The following is an 18,631-nucleotide window of genomic DNA, read 5'->3' as shown; positions in this document are numbered from 1 at the left end:
ATCAGTGTTGATTAATGACGATTTCCCGGGTTGGCGCCGGATGTTTCGCTCGAGGTCCGTAGTGCCTCTAGCAGCATTGTCTCAAGGCGGATCACGGTTCGCGTCTCATTCAGTATTTCTCCCGTAATCAGGAATGTGTCTTCGGCGCGTTCACCCAGGGTATTTATCCTGGCGCCGTGTACATTGACACTGAAGCTCACCAACACCTGCGCGATGCGCGTCAGCAGTCCCGGCTGATCTCCCGCTACAATCGACAGAACATGGTACATACCCTTTTCATCCGGTTCGATATCGACTTCCGGCGTAATCGGAAAATGTTTGAGATGGCGGCTCAGGCGTCCTTGCAGCGGGGGTTTTAAGGGTACCTGCTGCTTTAATTGCTGTGCCAGTTCATGCTCCACAATACCGACGACATCGCGCTGATGCTCCACCACATTGAAGGGATCCAGCACCAGGAAGCTATCGAGCGCATAGCCGTCGCGGGTGGTATGAATTCTGGCCTCGACGATGTTGTAATCCAGACCATCGAAAAAGCCGCAGATACGTGCGAACAAATCCTTTTGGTCAGGTGCGTAGACCAATACCTCAATGCCTGTCCCGGCGGGTGCGATACGTGCCTTGACCACCGGCGTGGGCGATTTCATCCGGTGGCTCAAGTGGCGCGTATGCCAGGCGATTTCCTGTGGATCATGCAGCAACAAATAAGTGGGATCGAGTGCCGACCATAGCCGCTCATGCGCACTGGTGGGAATGCCGGCATGTTGCAGCAATTCCAGCGCCTTGTTTTTGCGGTTTTTTAGCGTTCCATCCGCATGGATGGACTCGCCGTAAAAATGCCGCCGCGTTATCCAGAACAAATCTTCCAGCAGCTTGCCCTTCCAGGCATTCCATACTTTTGGACTGGTACCTCGAATATCCGCAACGGTGAGCAGATAAAGCGCGATGAGATGACGTTCGTCGCCGACACGCGTGGCGAAATCCTCAATCACGCTCGCATCTGAGATGTCTTTTTTCTGGGCCGTCATCGACATTACCAGATGATTTTCCACCAGCCACGTAACCAGCTCTGTATCTTCCGCTCGCATCCCGTGTCGTTCGCAGAACTGCCTGGCGTCGGTTTTTCCAAGCACCGAGTGATCTCCATTGCGCCCCTTGGCAATGTCATGGAACAGTCCCGCAAGATAGAGTACCTCCGGGCGTTCGAATTCGCCGATGAGCCGGCTGCATAGCGGATATTCGTGAGTGAATTCCGGCGCCATGAAACGACGCAGGTTTCTCACCACCATCAGGATATGCTCGTCCACCGTATAAACGTGAAACAGGTCATGCTGCATCTGGCCGACAATGCGTCCAAACGCCGGGATATAGCGCCCAAGGATGCCATAGCGGTTCATAAGGCGCAGCTCATCTGTCAGTCCGTGTGGTTGCCGCAGGATTCTCATGAACAGGGCGCGATTGCGCGGATCGCGCCGGAAGGCTGCATTGATGAGAGGTGTGGCCCGCCACATCGCCCTCAGCGTCGCCGCGCTGCGCTCCTTTAACTCAGGATGCTGCTGCAGTAGCAGGGTACTTTCCAGGATCGTGCCCGGCTCCCGCCGGAAAATATCTTCGTCGCAAGCTTCCAGCAATTCGCCGCACTTCTGAAAACGTTCATTGATGATGACCGGCACGGTATCCGTAACAGGAAAAATCTCCGTGCGTAGTGTAGGTAACAGGATCGTATTGATCTGCGTCACCGCCTTGGCGGCACGATAGTAGCGTTGCATCAGTATTTCACTTGCACGACGCGGTGGCTTGCCGACTATGTCGAGCTCTTCAGCGAGAGAAGTCTGATAATCGAACAGTAAACGGTCCTCGCGCCTTCCCGCGAGGTAGTGCAGCCGGATGCGCAGGTTTTGCAGGATAGTTTGATGACGCTGGGCAAGGCGGGCTTCCCGTTGCGTAATAACCCCCCCTTTGGCAAGATCCGGCCAGGATTTTCCCAGCTTCGCGGCACGGCTGACCCATAGAATGTTCTGTAAATCCCGAAGCCCGCCAGGGCTTTCCTTTATATTGGGTTCAAGGTTGTGCGTGGCATCGTGATATCTGCCATGACGCTGATGTTGCTCAAGCTGCTTGGCGATAAAAAAAGCGCGCGGCTCAAGCATTGCCTGCATGGCTCGCGAAAATTGACTGAACAGCGGACGGCGCCCGGCAAGTAGACGGGCTTCCAGCAGACTGGTTTGCACGGTGATGTCCTTGTCCGCCTCTTCCGCGCATTCAGCGAGCGTGCGGACACTGTGTCCAACCTCCAGGCCGATATCCCATAATAATCTTACCCAGTGTTCCAGCCGGGATTCGATAGCATCGTCCACCGTCCCAGACTTATTTTTCCCTGCGGGAAGCAGCACCAGCAGGTCGATATCGGAATAGGGAAAAAGCTGCCGGCGTCCATAACCGCCTACCGCCAGCAGCGCTATGGAAGCCGGCATCGCCATGTCACGCCAGACTTGACATAAAACGTCGTCCACCAGGCGGCAATGGCCGCGCAGAAGGGCTGTGCCGTTCTTGCTCATGTAATAGTGCTGACGTAGTGCTTCGCGGCCTTGAAGAAGCGCTTTCTTGCCTACTTCGATATCGGAAGGATTCCGCGGTGAGCTGGCACCGGGGGGCTTCATGACGTTCAGGAACGAAAAGCAGGCTTCTGTGGCGCACCGGCGGACAGGGTCAGCACCTCGTATCCGGTTTCGGTGACCAGCACGGTGTGTTCCCATTGTGCCGACAGGCTGTGGTCCTTGGTGACGATGGTCCAACCGTCGGCCATTTGGCGTATGGGCGCTTTCCCCGCGTTGATCATGGGCTCGATGGTAAAAATCATCCCCGTTTTGAGCTGCAGCCCGGTACCGGCACGGCCATAGTGGAGTACCTGAGGGTCTTCATGAAATTTTGTGCCGATCCCATGGCCACAGAATTCCCTCACCACACTGCATCCATGACCTTCGGCGAAATGCTGGATAGCATGGCCAATATCCCCCAATTGTTTTCCTGCCTTAACTTCCTCGATACCACGCCACATGGATTCATACGTAATTTCGCACAAGCGTCTGGCCTGGATTCCTGGTTCGCCAGCATAATACATGCGGCTGGTATCGCCGTGATACCCATCCTTGATGACGGTAACATCAATGTTGACGATATCTCCGGATTTCAGTGTTTTCTCCCCCGGCACACCGTGACACACCTGATGATTGACCGAGGTACAGATGGATTTTGGATAAGGTGAATATCCCGGCGGTGCGTAATTGAGTGGAGCGGGAACGGTATGCTGCACATTGACCATATAATCATGGCACAAGGTATCGAGCTCATTGGTCGTGACCCCCGGTTTGACAAAGGGGGTTATATAATCAAGTACCTCCGACGCCAGCCTGCCCGCTATACGCATTTTCTCTATTTCTTGCGGGGATTTGAGAGGTACGGTCATGGTCGCTTCCGATGAGTGAATAAGAACGTATGATGGCGGTTGAGTGAATGCATTGCAAGAGTGGTATCGTGTGTGCAATTGGCAGAGAACTGCAGTAAGGGGCGGGGGGAGAAAATCAGCCCGGGATTCATTCCGGACCCTTCTTTGGGAACCCCTCAACAAATCATCCGGGTTTGCCAGCGACACGCTCCACGGCCGCCCCGAGATTCCCTGGGTTACGCGTGATAATGAAAAGGACCTGGCATGTTTGCGCAAGGATTGCACTTGTTATTTATCATTGGTACCCATCAGCTCCTGCTCCGATGCATTGCATTCGGTCCTCTTCAGCTCGCTGCCGGGGAATTCGCGCTCCAGGTCCGTCATCCTCCTGACAATATCGTCCGATGGTGCTTGCACTACGAATTTTATCTGCTCCAGGTTGCGTGCTCCGATAACCGCCGATCTTACGCCTTTGCTCCTGAGCGATACCATCATATTCTGGGCTTCATCTATGTTATGGAAAAACCCCATGGAAATAGCGTTATTCCATTTGCTATCGTCTTGAACGTGAGAAAAATTGGTTAACTTCAACCTTCCAAGCTCCCCCATCTTCTTTATGGCATGATATTTACTTCTGAGGGGAGGGATATGTATCCAAAAGACCGGAGTCTTGCCCATTGGTTGCCGGCTTATCTTATCCCCCAGCTCTTGCCTGGCTATCGCAGCCTCGACCCGCTCCAGATCCGCCTCAAAAAAGGAGGCCCATTCCAGGCAGTTGACAGACGTGGCTAACGGCTTGATTCCTTCCGGCTGAAGTTCCGGCAATGGCTGTACGTGGCTACCGGATAACGGTCTCGGCATCTGAATATAGAATGCGAAAACAACGTTGACAAGCAACAGCAGAAAAAATAATGTTTTCATTTGTTGGCGGTTTATGGTTTTATGGTTGTTAACCGGCTTTCACCTTGTTAAAATACAATGTTGATAGCATGGTTATATTTATTTTTCTCGGAGCGTCATGAAATGCATGGCATGAAATCAGTTTCGAATGTGGTGTTGTTATTTGCCGCACTGGCGCTATCCAATCAAGTCTCCGCTGAAACTGCTCCCGAGGTCCATAAGAGCAAGGGTGACGCAGCTAAAGGCCAGCAAATTGCCACACAAATTTGTGCAACTTGTCACAACCCCGACGGTAACAGTGTCATACCCACAAATCCCAGCCTGGCTGGCCAGCATGCCGAGTATATCACCAAGCAACTGGAGAATTTCAAGCCGCAAGATGGCAAACCCGCAGAGCGCGAAAGCCCGATTATGGGTGCCATGGTGGCGCCGCTCTCCGCGGAGGATATGAAGAATCTCGGTGCCTATTATGCTCAGCAAACTTCCAGGTCTGGTGGCGCCAAGGACAAAGCACTGGCGCAACAGGGTGAGAAGATCTATCGTGGTGGAAATCTGGAATCCGGCCTGCCCGCCTGTGCCGGCTGCCACTCTCCCAATGGTGTTGGCATTCCACCTAACTACCCGCGCCTTGCGGGCCAGCATTCGGAATATGTTGCGGCGCAACTACGAGCGTTCCGGACCGATCAGCGCACCAAAGATCCCAATAACGTGATGCACATGATTGCTTCTCGCATGAGCGAACGGGAAATTCAGGTGGTATCAGAGTTTATTTCCGGTTTGCGCTAAGCCCTCGAATTTGAAATGACGCCAATCAAAATAAAACGGCCTGATCCAGATTGATCCGGCCGTTTCTTATTTCTTTATTTCAGCGCACCGAATACCCGGTCAGCCGCATCCAGCGTTTTATCGATTTCGACATCACCATGTGCTGTCGAAACGAAGCCCGCCTCGAATGCTGACGGCGCAAAGTAAATCCCCTCTTGCAGCATGGCATGGAAAAAACGGTTAAAAGATTTCTTGTCGCATTCCATCACTTCAATATAGCTTGCCGGCAAGCCTTCCCGGAAATAAAGGCCGAACATGCCCCCCACCGCCTGTGCGCAAAAGGGAATACCGTGTTTTTTTGCGGCTGCAGCCAGACCCTCAATAAGTTGTTGAGTCCTGGCAGCAAGCTTTTCGTAGAATCCCGGCATTTGCACCAGCTTCAACGTGGCAAGCCCCGCGGCCACTGCGACAGGGTTGCCGGAAAGCGTACCGGCCTGATACACGGGCCCTAATGGGGCCAGACACTGCATAATGTCACGTCTACCGCCAAAAGCAGCCATCGGCATGCCGCCGCCGATCACTTTGCCGAGCGTGGTAAGATCGGGTTTGATGCCGTAGAGCCCCTGGGCGCATTCCAGTCCAACACGAAAGCCGGTCATCACTTCATCAAAGATAAGTACGCTGCCATGTTGCGTGCATAACTCGCGCAGGGCAGGCAAGAAGCCGGATTTCGGCGCGACCAGATTCATGTTGCCCGCCACGGGTTCGACGATGACAGCGGCGATTTCGTCGCCAAATTGGCTGAACGCCTGCTCCACGCCGGCGAGGTCGTTGTAATCCAGCACTACGGTGCTGGATGTGGTTCCGGCGGGAACCCCGGCGGAACTGGGATGACCGAAAGTAAGCGCCCCGGACCCTGCTTTCACCAGCAGGGCGTCATCATGGCCGTGATAACATCCTTCGAATTTGATAATGCGGTTCCTCCCGGTATACCCGCGTGCCAGGCGAATGGCGCTCATCGTCGCTTCGGTTCCCGAGCTTACCAGTCTCACCTGCTCGATCGATGGAACCAGTGTGCACAGCAACTCCGCTATTTCGAGTTCAGCCTCGGTGGGTGCGCCAAAAGTCAAACCGTCTTGCGCCGCTGCCTGGACCGCTTTAATTACTTCGGGATGGGCATGGCCAAGAATCAGCGGTCCCCAGGAACCGACGTAATCTATATAAGGTTTATCGTCCGCATCCCATACGTAGGCGCCCTGCCCCCGACGGAAGAATACCGGCGTGCCGCCCACCGACTTGAAGGCACGTACAGGCGAATTAACCCCGCCTGGAATATATTTCTGGGAAAGCTCAAACAATTGCTGATTACGTGAAGTCATTTGATAACCTATGTTTATTGGGAATGGAATACGGAGAGTGAGTCCGCAGCTATGGCGAACTCATAAAAAAGAGTATCAAGCGATGCAAGGTATTGTGGGCCACGCGTTACACTGAAGAATGATCTGGAAATAAGCAATCAGCCGTGGGATTAGATTGAAATAACCGGGAAAAATTCTCGGCTGCGGATCGAATATACCCAGTCGCAAACAGAGCACTGCTCGCCGCTACTGCATTGGCGCCCCGGCTTATCAGTTCTCCGGCATTATCCGAAGTAATGCCCCCGATAGCTACCACAGCAACATGCAGTTTCCGCCTTGCATGATCCAGCAAATCCATGGGTGCCGCCGCCGCACCCGGTTTGGTGGGAGAATCAAAAAAAGCGCCGAATGCGACATAATCCGCACCGTCCCGCTCGGCTTCGACGGCAAGCTCCAACCGGTTGTAGCAAGAAACTCCAATAATTTTCCCCTTCCCGAGCCTGCGTCGGGCTTCGGCTACGGACGCGTCGTCCCGTCCCACATGTACACCATCCGCACCGACCTCAACGGCAAGATCGAGATAATCATTGACGATAAAGGGTACGCCGAATTTTCGGCAAAGATGTGCAAGTGAATATGCCTGCTCCAGTCGCAGCGCGGTACCCGCTGTCTTGTTACGGTATTGAACCAGACGTGCTCCACCTGTCAGCGCCTGTTGCGTCATCGTAACCAGGCCTGAGGTGTCGGTCATCTCCGGTGTGATGGCGTATAGCCCTCCGAGTTCTGGCCGGGTCATTTCACTTTATCCTCGCCCACGGCATCTATCTCATCGCGGGCCCAGAATAGCCGGTCGGGCAGAAACTGTCCCATTCCCGGACGAAAACCGGCTTTAAGCGACTGCCAGGTATATTCCTGTGCTTCATATACCCCCTCGGCAATGGGTAAGCCATTCGCAAGCGCGGCGGCAATGGCCGAAGCGAGCGTGCAGCCGGAACCATGGTAGGAACCCGGCAGGCGTTGCCAGGAATCCGATCGGATAACGCCATCGTTTCCATACAGATGGTTGACCACCTGTAGCGTATTTTCATGGGTTCCCGTGATAAGCACGTATTCGCAACCCATCTGTAAAAGACGGCCTGCGCATTGACTCAGGTTCTGTATGTCGTCATCATCGTCTTCATCATCCTGGGCGAGCCGCCGCGCTTCCAGGCTATTGGGAGTGATGATGGTCGCCTGGGGAAGCAATAATTCGCGCATCGCGATCAGCATATCTTCGCTGGCGAGTTCGTCGCCGCGGCCCGAGGTAAGCACCGGGTCCAGCACCAGCGGGATATCAGGATAATCTGAAATCACTTCAGCAATGGCCGTGATAATCTCCACGCTGCCCAGCATTCCGATCTTGAAGACATGTACCGGCATGTCTTCAAGAACCGCGCGCGCCTGATCCGCCACCCATTCCGGGTCCAGCGCCATGACATCATCCACCCCGGCCGTGTCCTGCACGGTAATAGCGGTAATCACCGACAGCGGATGACAACCCATGCTGGCAAGAGTGAGGATGTCGGCCTGGATACCGGCGCCGCCGCTGGAGTCGCTGGCGGCGAAAGAAAGTACTATAGGGGGTGGCTGAGACATGGACTAATACCGTAAAATGGCATTTTAACCCAAATCCCTGTCATCATGCCCACTACCGAAACTCGCGCTTACCGTTGTTACATGTGCCTCATTTGCGGCTTCATATACGACGAAGCCGAAGGATCGCCGCAAGAAGGTATTCCCCCCGGGACACGATGGGAAGACGTACCAATGAACTGGACTTGTCCCGAATGTGCCGCGCGCAAGGAAGATTTTGAAATGGTGGAAATTTAAATGCGTATTTTGCATACCATGCTGCGAGTCGGCGATCTGGAAGAATCCATTGCTTTCTACACGGGTGTGCTGGGAATGAAAGTATTGCGCCGGCGGGATTACCCCGAGGGAAAATTTACGCTTGCGTTTGTCGGTTATCAGGATGAGGCGGATGGCGCGGTACTTGAATTAACCCATAACTGGGATGTAAAAAAATACGACCTGGGCACCGGCTATGGACATATTGCCATAGAAGTGGATGACGCCTACAAGACCTGTGAAGAAGTAAAAAAGCGTGGCGGCAACGTTACACGGGAAGCAGGACCCATGAAACATGGTGCCACCGTGATTGCATTTGTCGAGGACCCGGACGGTTACAAGATCGAGTTCATACAAAAAAAGACAGTATGAGCATTAAATCCAGATAATCCATCAGGCGGCTCTCCGAGCCTACCTGAGTGAGGGCGGTCAGTTTTCGGCGATTTTCGCTGCCGTTTTTGCCACCAGCGCAGCGTCTATAGACCAGACTATGGACTTTTCCCAAACGCCAAAACTGTCTCGCAATCTGCCCCGCCATCATCTCGCGGCCTAATGGATTCTGGGATTCTGCTGTTAAATTCCCGCCATTAATTTTCTAATTTGGCTGGCCGCACGAGCCGCACTTCCCGTTGCGGGAAGGGGATCTCGATACCGTATTTTTGAAATTCTGTCCAGATTTCAAGGTTCAGGCTGGAACGTAAGCGGAGTGCTCCACCCTCTGGATCCTCAACCCAGATAATCAATTCAAGATTGATTCCACTGTCGGCAAATTCCTTGAGGATCACCATGGGTTCGGGATCGGTCAATATTTGTTGCTGTTTTTTCGCGGCATCCAGCATGATTTTCATGGCGGCTTCAACAGGGCTTGCGTAGCCGATCTGAATCGGAAGAATCAGGCGTATCCGGTGGTCCGAATAGGTCTGGCTGATAACCGTTGAAGTGATGAAGGTATCATTGGGGATAAGGGCTTCGGTACCGTCGTCGACTTTGAGCACCACGTACCGCGTGGTAAGTAAAGTGACTTCACCTTTACGGTTATCCACTGTCACGACGTCGCCGATATGCAGGGAGCGATCCAGCAGAATGATAAAGCCGCTTATGTAGTTGCTGGCAATTTTCTGCAGACCCAATCCCAGCCCAACGCCAAGCGCGCCACCGAATACGGACAGGACGGTAATGTCGACCCCCACCATGGGCAATGCGACCAGCACACCCAGGAGAATCAGCAGAGTGCGGGTAACTTTTGACAGGATTACCCGCTGATTGATATTTAGCGCACCGGCTTGCATGATACGCACTTCAAGCGAACTGGCCAGCCAAAGCGCCAACAGCATACTGATTGTAAATGCAAGAATTCCCTGCACGATCAGCAGTACTGAGAGACGTTGCTTGCCAATATGGAAGGAGATTTCATCAAGGAGGGTCAAAATTTCCGGCAACAGACCGGTTATGTGGAGTACCAGCCCGATCCACACTGCCCAGCCAATGAACCGCTCCCAGGGACGCAACCACTCCTGGCTGGAAAAAACCCGGCGCAGTATATACACAGCCGCGCGAATCAGCGCGAGCGCAAACAATAACGGAATAACGATATTGAGGAGATGGGTCGAATGCCAGTGCCTGAGCGCCTCTCTTCCAACAATAACCAGGACAAGCGCCAGCAGTGGGAATGAAAGCCGGCTCAAGCTGCCCATGCTGATATTCAGCGTGCGGCTGGCGCTTGCTTCCGGTGAAATGCGTTGTCTGAATTGTTTTTGCAGCAGCCATGCCAGTCCCAGGCTTGCAAGTATCACGGCAAGCTGCCACAGGACGCTGATCTCCTGCACATCGGTGATCAGGCTGCGTAGCAGACTCTGGATTTCGATTTCGTTATCAGGTTGCATGAGTAGATTGGAACCAAGCGTGCGCTGTAATAAATTCTAGCACGAGCAACAGCAAGGACCGGTTTGCCGTGCCGTACGCTGGGTTGCGAGTGTTCGTAGTGGCGGTGTCGATTTTTCAGATAAAGATCGGTGAGCGCCGGGTTTCTTCTTGTCACCCACTCATCATTCTCCAAATTTTTGCAGCGCGGCTTGGGCCGGCAGCGTCTCCTGGCGTAAAGGCAGCTTGCGCCGTGCCGGCGACGGGAATAACTACAGGAGACCGGCTGCCAAAATTGCAGGATGGCCGAAGGCAGCCGCGGACGTTGCAGGGAGGACAATCAGACAGCCAACCAGGGAAGCGCTACGGATTGGGAATGTCATCTTCCTGCTTTACCAGTGCCATCGCGGCGGCAAAAAAACCATCCGTACCGTGTAAACCGGGCGATAACCGCAAATATACGCCGGTATCGAGCGGAATTTTCTGTTGCGCCAAAAGTTCGGCGCAGTTCAGCAGTATGAGCCGGGGATGGCCAGCGAGAAAGCGCTCGACAATTTCCTGGTTCTCCTCCGGCAGGAAGCTGCAAGTAGCATAGATCAGCCTGCCACCCGGCTTGAGCAGGTTCGCCGCGGAGGATAGAATCGCCACTTGCTTGCGCTTGAGTTCTTCGATACTCTGCGGTGACTGCCGCCACTTCAGATCCGGATTGCGGCGTAATGTTCCCAGCCCGCTGCACGGTGCATCCACCAGTACCCGGTCAATCTTTCCCGTCAGACGTTTTACCTTGATGTCGTTTTCGTTGGCAATACGCTGCGGATAAAGATTGGATAACCCGGAACGCTTGAGGCGCGGCTTCAGGTTGTTCAGCCGTTTTTCGGAAATATCGAAAGCATAGATGCGTCCCTGTGAGCGCATCAGCGCACCCAGCATCAGCGTTTTCCCCCCCGCCCCCGCGCAGAAATCCACCACCATGTCGCCACGCTTTGGTGCGAGCAAATAGCCCAGCAGTTGGCTGCCTTCGTCCTGTACCTCCACCTTGCCGGTAAGGAACAGTTCATGGCGGTTGATAGCCGGCTTGCCGGTCAGGCGGATACCGATAAGCGAGTACGGCGTGGCATTGCCTTCAATTCCGTCCTTGTTCAGCAACGCAAGGACTTCGTCGCGGTTCGCAAGCAGCGTATTGACGCGCAAATCAAGTGAAGCGGGGCGTTGCAGCGAACGTCCCAGATCGAGAATCTCGTTATCTGGCATGAAGCCACGCAGCTTCTCCATCAGCCATTCAGGGAATTCGGCCTGTATGGCAGGCGACTGCGATTCCGGAGTCACTGCCTTGATCCCGGTAAGCCATTTTGCTTCAACCTCGCTGACGAGCGGCAGCAGCTCGCGCAAATTCATACCCTGAAACCTGGCCAGATAGGCAAGCAACAAGGAACGGGGCGTGGAAGTGCCGGATACGCTTTCAAGAAAAAAACGGTGGCGCAAAATGCCGAATACGCTTTCCGCGATAAATGCCCGGTCATTCGCCCCAAACGCCGGATTCTCGCGAAAAAAATGCCGCAGTATTGAATCGGCAGGGTGATCCAGCGGCAGCACGGCACGCAGCGCGGCGGTGACCATGTCCAGGTGAGCAGGAGTAATACGCATCTATGTCGATACCGCGAAAGTAGGAGTGAGGGAGACGTGGCACATCCGCACAGTGGGGTACAACATACATCCCAAATTGTGGAAGGATGACAAATTCTCAGGCTTTAAATTATTCGAAATTCGGCCTGTCGCGAATTCACCAGGAGGAGAGTCAAGTGGCGCACGAGATGGTTGTCGATCATACCGCCATACCGCACAAAAATGGTCCGCCGCCGAATTCGGGATTATTGAAGGCGTCCCTGTTTTAAGCTATTCGCGGGCTCTCCATAGCTTATTTTCGTAACCATCTGATCCGTCACAATGCCCATTTTCTCGGTGGCCACGATACGTACCGGGAGCATATGGTGGTCAACGGCAAGCCAGATTTTCCTGTCGCGCTCGCCATCCGTTTCAGTCTGTTTTGTGAGCACGATGGTTTCGAGCTTGCCCATCGGGGTATCCAGTGTTTCCTTACCAACGGTGTAGCGAACCGATTCGAGCCGCTTGCCGTCGGTTACGTACAGATCGATAACTTTGCCGGGAGCAGGCGAGAACATGAAGCTATAGTGCAGGCTCAGCCTATCCTGGATGTTGGCAGGCAGGGCCTTCTGCTCTTCCCCGCGTTTATGCTGAAGGGTCAGCAATTTCTTGTTCCAGTCAAAAATAGCTACTTTGGGTATTTTCTTGCCGTGCTGATCGGAAAAGCGGCTGGGGCGCAGTGATCCCTCCGCCGTGATACTGCCCGCACTACCAAGCATGATAGGTTCCGGTTGTGTTAACGCCAGCATCCCCTTGGCGCGGGCTTCGCTGCTGATGGCATAGCTGCGCATGCCTTTTTCACGTTTGATTTGCAATGTATCATTCACTTCTCCTTCCAGGCCGCCGGATGTTATCGAGTAGCTAATGTCGACACGAGCGGGAATATCGGCGGCCAGAGCGGACGAGGTGAAAAAAGCGGAAAAGTATAGTCCGCATGACAGGGCAACAGATAGAAGTTTCATTGGTGTAATTCCGGTGAGAATAAAATTGAACCATCAGCCACGGCATCGCTCACTTCCACACGATTATCGGCGACTTTCAGTCGGCCTTCCATAAACCAGCGTATCGCTTCGGGGTAAATGCGGTGTTCCTGTTGCAATACCCGTGCAGCGAGCGTTTCTTTGGTGTCGCCGGGCAATGTCTGGACCGCCGCCTGAATGATGATCGGGCCGTGGTCCACCTGCGAGGTTACAAAGTGCACGGTGCAGCCATGTATCTTCACGCCTTCCTTCAGGGCCCGGGCGTGAGTGTCGAGGCCGGGAAAGGCGGGCAGCAGTGAAGGGTGAACGTTCATCAGCTTTCCACAATAACGGTTAACAAAGCCATCTCCCAGAATGCGCATGAAACCGGCGAGTGCGATCAGGTCCGGTTCGTAAGCGTCGATTGTTTCCGCCAAGGCGGTATCGAATGCCTCGCGAACTGGATAAGACCGTTGATCCAGTACTTTTGTTTCAAATCCATGCATCCTGGCAATTTCCAGCCCCGCCGCATCCGGCCTGTTACTGATGACAGCGGCTATCCTGACCGGGAGTTTTGCGTCGATCAGCGCTTCCATGTTGCTGCCGCGACCGGAAATGAGAATAACAAGGGACTTCATTATGTCAGCATCAACAGGATGACCAAAGACAATCTTTGTCTCGATTACTCAATGATCGTCTGCGATTCATTCGCATCCCGTTGCCGGATGATGCCGATACGCCAAACGGTTTCGCCCCCAGACTGCAATATCTTCACCGCGCTATCGGCAAGTTCCGGCGCCACGATCAGCACCATGCCAATGCCGCAATTAAACACACGGTGCATTTCACTTTCGGTCACGTTGCCTTGCTCCTGCAGCCAGCGGAAAAGCAGCGGGATTTCCCAGTGGCCTTTTTGCAGTACCGCAACGACACTTTCTGGCAGGATGCGTGGAATATTTTCCACCAATCCGCCACCCGTAATGTGAGCCAGCCCTTTAACCGGCAGATGCTTCATCAGTTCGAGCACCGCTTTTACGTAAATACGGGTCGGCGCCATGATTACATCCATTAACGCTTTACCCCCGAAATCGGTCGACAAGTCTGTGTTATTTTTTTCGATAATCTTGCGGATCAGTGAGTAACCATTGGAATGCGCACCGCTGGAAGCCAGTCCAAGCACTGCATCACCCGCCCGGATAGTTAAACCGGTGATGATATGATCTTTCTCCACCACGCCTACCGCGAAACCCGCAAGGTCGTATTCACCCTCCGGGTACATGCCCGGCATTTCGGCGGTCTCACCGCCAATCAAGGCGCAACCCGCTTGTTCGCAACCCGCCGCGATACCCTTGACTACCTGGGTGGCGGTATCCACGTCCAATCTGCCGCAGGCGAAGTAGTCCAGGAAGAACAATGGTTCCGCCCCCTGTACCAGAATATCATTGACGCTCATTGCCACCAGGTCTATTCCGATATGGTCGTGCCGGTTCAACTGGAATGCGAGCTTCAATTTGGTGCCCACGCCATCGGTACCCGATACCAGCACCGGATTGCGGTAATTCCTGGAGATTTCGAACAACGCCCCAAAGCCGCCTATGCCCGCGAGCACCTCCGGACGCATGGTACGTTTGGCATAGGGCTTGATGTTTTCTACCAGGCGGTCACCCGCATCAATATCCACGCCCGCATCGCGGTAGGAAAGCTGGATAGCGTCGGGATTTTCGGGATTAGATGAAGTCAAGTTGAGTTCTCGCTCAGTTGCAGATAGAGTGCCGCTTTTCAGGAAGCACAATTTTACCGTAAATGATCCCTAAACACTTCCGACTTCCGCGATCTGCACGATATAAAGCTCGTAGATGAAACAACTGGTGCTGGACATCGCCCCATCGCCACCCCCAACGCTGGCAAATTTCGTGCCGGGCCGGAACGCCGAACTGTTACAGACCCTGGGTAATATCCTCGCCGGACTGGAGCGGGAACATTTTGTTTATCTATGGGGCGGTACGGGATGCGGCAAAAGCCACTTGCTGCAGGGGATGGCGGGACTATGCATGCACGATAAAATGAGTACAGCATATTTTGCATGTGATGCGAATACCAGTTTCATCGCGGGTAGCGATGCCGATTGCGTGATGGTGGATGACGTGGATCGCCTTAATGCCGATGCGCAAATTGGCTTGTTTAATCTCTATAATGGTATTCGCGAGGAGGGCCGTGCGCTCCTCCTGGTAAGCGGCTCCGCCGCTCCGGCGCAATTGAAGTTGAAAGTGCGTGAAGATCTTGTTACCCGCTTGGGATGGGGTTTGGTATATCAGGTGCATGAATTGACTGACGAGGAAAAAGCAAAAGCCATGAAAAGCCACTCCGCCAGCCGTGGGCTCGATCTGTCGCAGGAGGTGTGCGACTACCTGCTTCGTCATGGACGGCGCGATTTACCGTCCCTGATGGCTACGCTCGATGCGCTTGATAGCTATTCGCTGGCGAACCGGCGTAAAGTCACCGTTCCATTGGTACGCGAGTTATTGCAGGTGGCATCATGAAACTTGCCCTGTTTGACCTCGACAATACCCTCCTGGCCGGCGACAGCGATTTCGAATGGGCGCAATTCCTTATCGAGCAGCACGTGCTGGATCGGGAAGTGTATGAAGCACGCAATGTGGAATTCTATGAGCAGTACAAAGCCGGTACGCTCGATATCCACGAATTCCTGGATTTTCAGTTAAAGCCATTGTCGCGCCACCCTCGCACTCAGCTCGATGCCTGGCACCGTGAATTCATGGAGAAGAGGATTCTGCCCCTGATAGCGCCCGGTGCGCGCGAACTGATTAACAGGCATATGCTTGGCGGCGATCTATGTGTCATCATCACGGCCACCAATCGCTTTGTTACCGCACCGATCGCGCGGACACTGGGTATAAGCAATTTGATCGCCACCGAGCCAGAGCAGAAGGATGGCGAATTTACAGGCCAGGTTTCAGGATTACCCTGTTTCAGGGAAGGCAAGATAGCGCGGCTGGAAAGCTGGCTGGATGCGCACAATCTGACGTGGCTGTCGTTCCTGGAAAGCTGGTTTTACAGCGATTCACTGAATGACCTGCCGCTGCTCAACAAAGTTACCCATCCTGTCGCGGTGGATCCTGATGCAACACTCAAGGGTTATGCCGAAAAAAATGCGTGGCCCATCATCAGCCTGCGATAACGTTGCGGGAACGTTCCGCCGTGCGCGGGAGGGGCTGGAACAAACAGTCCGTGCTGCCTGTATGCCCTCGCCCGGGATTCTGAGTGTTTGCGTTCTGGTGTGACTTACGCCAGACATCCTTTACGGTTGCTGATTCTGTTTTCGGTGCTTGCACTCGGCAGCCTGTTCGCCGGATTGCTATTCGGCAGCGTGGATATCCCTGTTTCCGGCGTTGCCAGTGCATTGTTTTCGCCAGCTGACAGCGTTTCCCATCAAATAGTCTGGCAACTGCGCCTGCCGCGCGTATTGGCGGCATTCGCCTGTGGTGGCCTGCTCGCCCTAGCGGGAGCGCTACTGCAAATTTTATTGCGCAATCCACTGGCTGATCCCTATATTCTGGGCGTATCCGGCGGGGCGGCGGTGGGCGCGCTTGCCGCCATGCTGCTGGGATGGGGACTCCTGTTGACCAATCTGACATCACTGGCGGGCGCATTGGCAGCGATTGCCATCGTGTTTGGCCTGAGTTTTCGCGCTGGTGACTGGAATCTTTACCGGCTGCTTCTGACAGGCGTCGTGTTGTCCGCTGGCTGTACCGCCCTGACCACGTTGATTCTGACCCTGGCGCCGGCCAGCGATGTAAAAGGTATGCTGTTCTGGCTGATGGGCGACGTTTCCCGCGCCGAAGGATTGCTGCCTGCGTGGATCACCCTGATCATGGTAGCGGCCATGAGCCTGCTATTTTCCGGTAGCCTCAATGTTCTGAGTCTCGGCCAGATGAAGGCAAAAACGCTGGGTGTGGCCGTGCTGCCATTGCAGATTGGGGTCTACTTTGGCGCGTCATTGGCGACTGTGGCGGCGCTGATGCTGGCGGGCGCCATCGGTTTTGTCGGGCTGATCGTGCCCCACGCCGTCCGCCTGCTGGGGGTGAGCGACTTTCGTTGGCTATTGCCCTTGTCGGTGTTGCTGGGGGGCGGCTTTCTTACGCTGGCCGATACCCTGGCGCGCACCTTGTGGGCGCCCCAGCAATTGCCGGTCGGGGTGTTGACAGCATTATTGGGCGTACCGATGCTGTTGCTGCTGCTGTCGAAAAAACATTCGTAGTTTTGTGGCAGACCGCCGGTTTGCTCCGTAGTCTTCGATAAGGCTGGCTCCAGGAATTAGAATTGCAAGTCAGGAAATATCATCACACGCACTCCATGACTTCCGTACCAGCCACCGAATTACCCGCAGGGACGGTTCACCTCTGGTATATGTCCGTACCGCAGACGAGGACTCCGCTCGATCAATATCTATCCATTCTTGATGAAGAGGAGCGATGCCGCGCAGCCCGATTCCATTTCGATCGCGACCGGGAATCCTTTATCCTGGCGCGCACCTCCCTGCGTTGTTTACTGGCGCGATATACGGGTGCCGATCCCACTCAGATCCGGTTCAAGCAGGATCCATACGGAAAATTGTATATCCATCATCCGGTTAGTTTGGTGCGGTTCAATGTCACCCATTCCGGCGATTGCATCGTCCACGCAATCGCTCAGGGGACCGACGTTGGAGTGGATGTCGAGATCCTTCGCAATTCCGTTGAGCTTGCTTCGATTTCATCGTATTTTGCCGCTGGCGAACAAGCATGGCTGCTTGCGGCTGACGCTCAGGCGCGGGACACCCGGTTTTTCACTCTCTGGACGTGCAAGGAAGCTTATATCAAGGCTCTTGGGCGGGGGTTGTCAAAGCCCTTGAACAGCTTTGAGATCAGCCTCGCAGAAGGAGGGGAGCCGAAAATTCTCTCCGATTCCGAGGATGACGCTCACCTGAGTTCATGGCGGCTGCTGCCTTTCGAGCCCCGCCGGAACGTATTGGGCTGCGTCGCCGTGGATGTTGCGTCAACCCGGGTCGAGTTGCGTGATTACGACTCAGGCGTGCTGCTGCGGCGTATAGTCTGAGTGGGAGAGCTTGGCGCTGTGGCTGTCGTATCGCCGGTTCTCATCGGGTTCGAACGAAGCACTGGATATATGCGTCGCCGGTATCCTTCTTGACGTAATCCGTGGTTTCGTACGATGCATAGGAGCGGCGCTCGACAACAATACGATCGAAGTGGTGGACGAACTGCCACCGCAGCACCGGGCGCGTGGAAAAGCAGGGGATGAAGACTCCGCCTTTGCGCAGGGCGCGCGTCACGGCCGGCATCACTTCCATCCACAAGGCTTCGTCGTCCCACAGTGAAACCGGTACGAGATAGGGATCGAAGAAGATGCCGTCGAGGCTTTCCGGCTCCATCCGCTGGATATACTCGAAAAAATCCGCATGAACAATCTCCAGCGCTGGCGGCGGGGACGGGTTGCGTTCGCGAAAAAGCTCGATGACCCGCGGAAATTTCTCGATGACGGTATGATGGCGCGTGGCCGGGTTGGCGGCGATGCGTAACGCCGAAATACCCAGACCCAATCCCACTTCCAGAAATTCCGAACCGTAGCCGCAAAGGATGTCGGCGGATTCCCACATCAGCGCACTTTCCCATCCTTGCATTGCCTGTCCATCGTCTATGTAGAGCGTAACCTCCTCGTTATTTTCGACGAGCTTTATCTCCGGGTTTTCCCGTTGCTGTATTGCGTCCATAGCGCTCTCC

General features: G+C 54.4%; 19 protein-coding genes. 7 read left to right on the top strand and 12 right to left on the bottom strand.

Going from position 1 to position 18,631, the window contains the following annotated elements; translation table 11 throughout:
* Positions 1 to 11 precede the first annotated feature (11 nt).
* The 3 genes from BLO43_RS07130 to BLO43_RS07120 form a co-directional block, all read right to left on the bottom strand.
* Positions 12 to 2,657 (bottom strand): [protein-PII] uridylyltransferase, encoded by a 2,646-nt coding sequence (locus BLO43_RS07130; RefSeq protein ID WP_090906474.1) that lies wholly within the window; start codon positions 2,655 to 2,657, stop codon positions 12 to 14.
* A 5-nt stretch (positions 2,658 to 2,662) separates the two neighbouring features.
* Positions 2,663 to 3,463 (bottom strand): type I methionyl aminopeptidase, encoded by an 801-nt coding sequence (gene map / locus BLO43_RS07125; RefSeq protein ID WP_074630796.1) that lies wholly within the window; start codon positions 3,461 to 3,463, stop codon positions 2,663 to 2,665.
* 267 nt (positions 3,464 to 3,730) lie between these two features.
* Complete coding sequence (locus tag BLO43_RS07120; RefSeq protein ID WP_090906473.1) at positions 3,731 to 4,363, bottom strand: hypothetical protein; 633 nt, start codon at positions 4,361 to 4,363, stop codon at positions 3,731 to 3,733.
* A gap of 111 nt (positions 4,364 to 4,474) precedes the next feature.
* On the opposite strand from BLO43_RS07120, the gene BLO43_RS07115 reads away from it, so the two are divergent.
* Positions 4,475 to 5,128 (top strand): c-type cytochrome, encoded by a 654-nt coding sequence (locus tag BLO43_RS07115; RefSeq protein WP_074634108.1) that lies wholly within the window; start codon positions 4,475 to 4,477, stop codon positions 5,126 to 5,128.
* Positions 5,129 to 5,202: 74 nt separating this feature from the next.
* Here BLO43_RS07115 and hemL read toward each other — a convergent pair whose 3' ends face one another.
* The 3 genes from hemL to thiD form a co-directional block, all read right to left on the bottom strand.
* On the bottom strand, positions 5,203 to 6,486 hold the full coding sequence (hemL, locus tag BLO43_RS07110; RefSeq protein ID WP_090906472.1) for a glutamate-1-semialdehyde 2,1-aminomutase: 1,284 nt from the start codon (positions 6,484 to 6,486) through the stop codon (positions 5,203 to 5,205).
* Between the two features lie 106 nt (positions 6,487 to 6,592).
* On the bottom strand, positions 6,593 to 7,261 hold the full coding sequence (gene thiE / locus BLO43_RS07105; RefSeq protein ID WP_090906471.1) for a thiamine phosphate synthase: 669 nt from the start codon (positions 7,259 to 7,261) through the stop codon (positions 6,593 to 6,595).
* Complete coding sequence (gene thiD / locus BLO43_RS07100) at positions 7,258 to 8,100, bottom strand: bifunctional hydroxymethylpyrimidine kinase/phosphomethylpyrimidine kinase (protein ID WP_090906470.1); 843 nt, start codon at positions 8,098 to 8,100, stop codon at positions 7,258 to 7,260. Before thiD ends, thiE begins: the two co-directional genes overlap by 4 nt.
* A 45-nt stretch (positions 8,101 to 8,145) precedes the next feature.
* Between thiD and BLO43_RS07095 the strand changes: the two genes are divergently transcribed.
* Both BLO43_RS07095 and gloA read left to right on the top strand, forming a co-directional pair.
* The gene (locus BLO43_RS07095; protein WP_074630801.1) at positions 8,146 to 8,334 is read left to right on the top strand and encodes a rubredoxin; all 189 of its coding nucleotides are present in this window, start codon (positions 8,146 to 8,148) and stop codon (positions 8,332 to 8,334) included.
* Positions 8,335 to 8,724, top strand: a complete 390-nt coding sequence (gene gloA / locus BLO43_RS07090; RefSeq protein WP_090906469.1) for a lactoylglutathione lyase — start codon at positions 8,335 to 8,337, stop codon at positions 8,722 to 8,724.
* Positions 8,725 to 8,939: 215 nt separating this feature from the next.
* On the opposite strand, the gene BLO43_RS07080 is transcribed toward gloA, so the two are convergent.
* The 5 genes from BLO43_RS07080 to purM form a co-directional block, all read right to left on the bottom strand.
* Entirely contained in the window at positions 8,940 to 10,235 is a 1,296-nt protein-coding gene (locus BLO43_RS07080) for a mechanosensitive ion channel family protein (protein ID WP_090906467.1), read from the bottom strand.
* A gap of 340 nt (positions 10,236 to 10,575) precedes the next feature.
* The gene (locus tag BLO43_RS07075) at positions 10,576 to 11,856 is read right to left on the bottom strand and encodes an RsmB/NOP family class I SAM-dependent RNA methyltransferase (RefSeq protein ID WP_090906466.1); all 1,281 of its coding nucleotides are present in this window, start codon (positions 11,854 to 11,856) and stop codon (positions 10,576 to 10,578) included.
* Positions 11,857 to 12,080: 224 nt separating this feature from the next.
* Positions 12,081 to 12,836, bottom strand: a complete 756-nt coding sequence (locus BLO43_RS07070; protein ID WP_090906465.1) for a DUF3108 domain-containing protein — start codon at positions 12,834 to 12,836, stop codon at positions 12,081 to 12,083.
* Positions 12,833 to 13,471: a phosphoribosylglycinamide formyltransferase gene (purN, locus tag BLO43_RS07065; RefSeq protein WP_074630809.1), complete on the bottom strand. Its 639-nt coding sequence runs from the start codon at positions 13,469 to 13,471 to the stop codon at positions 12,833 to 12,835. Before purN ends, BLO43_RS07070 begins: the two co-directional genes overlap by 4 nt.
* A 44-nt stretch (positions 13,472 to 13,515) precedes the next feature.
* Positions 13,516 to 14,574, bottom strand: coding sequence for a phosphoribosylformylglycinamidine cyclo-ligase (gene purM / locus BLO43_RS07060; protein WP_090906464.1), 1,059 nt, complete (start codon positions 14,572 to 14,574; stop codon positions 13,516 to 13,518).
* Positions 14,575 to 14,689: 115 nt separating this feature from the next.
* On the opposite strand from purM, the gene hda reads away from it, so the two are divergent.
* The 4 genes from hda (at position 14,690) to BLO43_RS07040 (ending at position 17,948) form a co-directional block, all read left to right on the top strand.
* Positions 14,690 to 15,373 carry a DnaA regulatory inactivator Hda gene (hda, locus tag BLO43_RS07055; protein WP_090906463.1) on the top strand — a complete coding sequence of 228 codons (684 nt, stop codon included), beginning with the start codon at positions 14,690 to 14,692 and terminating at the stop codon, positions 15,371 to 15,373.
* A complete protein-coding gene (locus BLO43_RS07050; protein WP_090906462.1) occupies positions 15,370 to 16,032 on the top strand; it encodes a histidinol-phosphatase in 663 nt (220 codons plus the stop codon). The genes hda and BLO43_RS07050 overlap by 4 nt, the downstream gene beginning before the upstream one ends.
* Before the next feature lie 99 nt (positions 16,033 to 16,131).
* Positions 16,132 to 17,112 carry a FecCD family ABC transporter permease gene (locus BLO43_RS07045; RefSeq protein ID WP_175443885.1) on the top strand — a complete coding sequence of 327 codons (981 nt, stop codon included), beginning with the start codon at positions 16,132 to 16,134 and terminating at the stop codon, positions 17,110 to 17,112.
* A gap of 62 nt (positions 17,113 to 17,174) precedes the next feature.
* Positions 17,175 to 17,948: a 4'-phosphopantetheinyl transferase family protein gene (locus tag BLO43_RS07040; protein WP_139149248.1), complete on the top strand. Its 774-nt coding sequence runs from the start codon at positions 17,175 to 17,177 to the stop codon at positions 17,946 to 17,948.
* A gap of 40 nt (positions 17,949 to 17,988) precedes the next feature.
* Here BLO43_RS07040 and BLO43_RS07035 read toward each other — a convergent pair whose 3' ends face one another.
* Positions 17,989 to 18,621: a class I SAM-dependent methyltransferase gene (locus BLO43_RS07035; RefSeq protein ID WP_090906459.1), complete on the bottom strand. Its 633-nt coding sequence runs from the start codon at positions 18,619 to 18,621 to the stop codon at positions 17,989 to 17,991.
* Between the last annotated feature and the right edge of the window lie 10 nt (positions 18,622 to 18,631).

The organism is Nitrosospira sp. Nsp13 (assembly GCF_900101945.1).
Classification (GTDB): domain Bacteria; phylum Pseudomonadota; class Gammaproteobacteria; order Burkholderiales; family Nitrosomonadaceae; genus Nitrosospira; species Nitrosospira multiformis_D.
The sequence above is the reverse complement of the archived record's forward strand: the minus strand, read 5'-3'. Positions and strand labels throughout refer to the sequence as shown.

What these genes read in the sequence shown, in the direction of transcription:
- BLO43_RS07070 (WP_090906465.1), bottom strand. Translation starts at nt 12,836, where the DNA reads ATGAAACTTCTATCTGTTGCCCTGTCATGCGGACTATACTTTTCCGCT.
- BLO43_RS07120 (WP_090906473.1), bottom strand. Translation starts at nt 4,363, where the DNA reads ATGAAAACATTATTTTTTCTGCTGTTGCTTGTCAACGTTGTTTTCGCA.
- hemL (WP_090906472.1), bottom strand. Translation starts at nt 6,486, where the DNA reads ATGACTTCACGTAATCAGCAATTGTTTGAGCTTTCCCAGAAATATATT.
- BLO43_RS07095 (WP_074630801.1), top strand. Translation starts at nt 8,146, where the DNA reads ATGCCCACTACCGAAACTCGCGCTTACCGTTGTTACATGTGCCTCATT.
- thiE (WP_090906471.1), bottom strand. Translation starts at nt 7,261, where the DNA reads ATGACCCGGCCAGAACTCGGAGGGCTATACGCCATCACACCGGAGATG.
- BLO43_RS07050 (WP_090906462.1), top strand. Translation starts at nt 15,370, where the DNA reads ATGAAACTTGCCCTGTTTGACCTCGACAATACCCTCCTGGCCGGCGAC.
- BLO43_RS07080 (WP_090906467.1), bottom strand. Translation starts at nt 10,235, where the DNA reads ATGCAACCTGATAACGAAATCGAAATCCAGAGTCTGCTACGCAGCCTG.
- BLO43_RS07115 (WP_074634108.1), top strand. Translation starts at nt 4,475, where the DNA reads ATGAAATCAGTTTCGAATGTGGTGTTGTTATTTGCCGCACTGGCGCTA.
- map (WP_074630796.1), bottom strand. Translation starts at nt 3,463, where the DNA reads ATGACCGTACCTCTCAAATCCCCGCAAGAAATAGAGAAAATGCGTATA.
- thiD (WP_090906470.1), bottom strand. Translation starts at nt 8,100, where the DNA reads ATGTCTCAGCCACCCCCTATAGTACTTTCTTTCGCCGCCAGCGACTCC.
- gloA (WP_090906469.1), top strand. Translation starts at nt 8,335, where the DNA reads ATGCGTATTTTGCATACCATGCTGCGAGTCGGCGATCTGGAAGAATCC.
- BLO43_RS07075 (WP_090906466.1), bottom strand. Translation starts at nt 11,856, where the DNA reads ATGCGTATTACTCCTGCTCACCTGGACATGGTCACCGCCGCGCTGCGT.
- BLO43_RS07035 (WP_090906459.1), bottom strand. Translation starts at nt 18,621, where the DNA reads ATGGACGCAATACAGCAACGGGAAAACCCGGAGATAAAGCTCGTCGAA.
- hda (WP_090906463.1), top strand. Translation starts at nt 14,690, where the DNA reads ATGAAACAACTGGTGCTGGACATCGCCCCATCGCCACCCCCAACGCTG.
- purN (WP_074630809.1), bottom strand. Translation starts at nt 13,471, where the DNA reads ATGAAGTCCCTTGTTATTCTCATTTCCGGTCGCGGCAGCAACATGGAA.
- BLO43_RS07130 (WP_090906474.1), bottom strand. Translation starts at nt 2,657, where the DNA reads ATGAAGCCCCCCGGTGCCAGCTCACCGCGGAATCCTTCCGATATCGAA.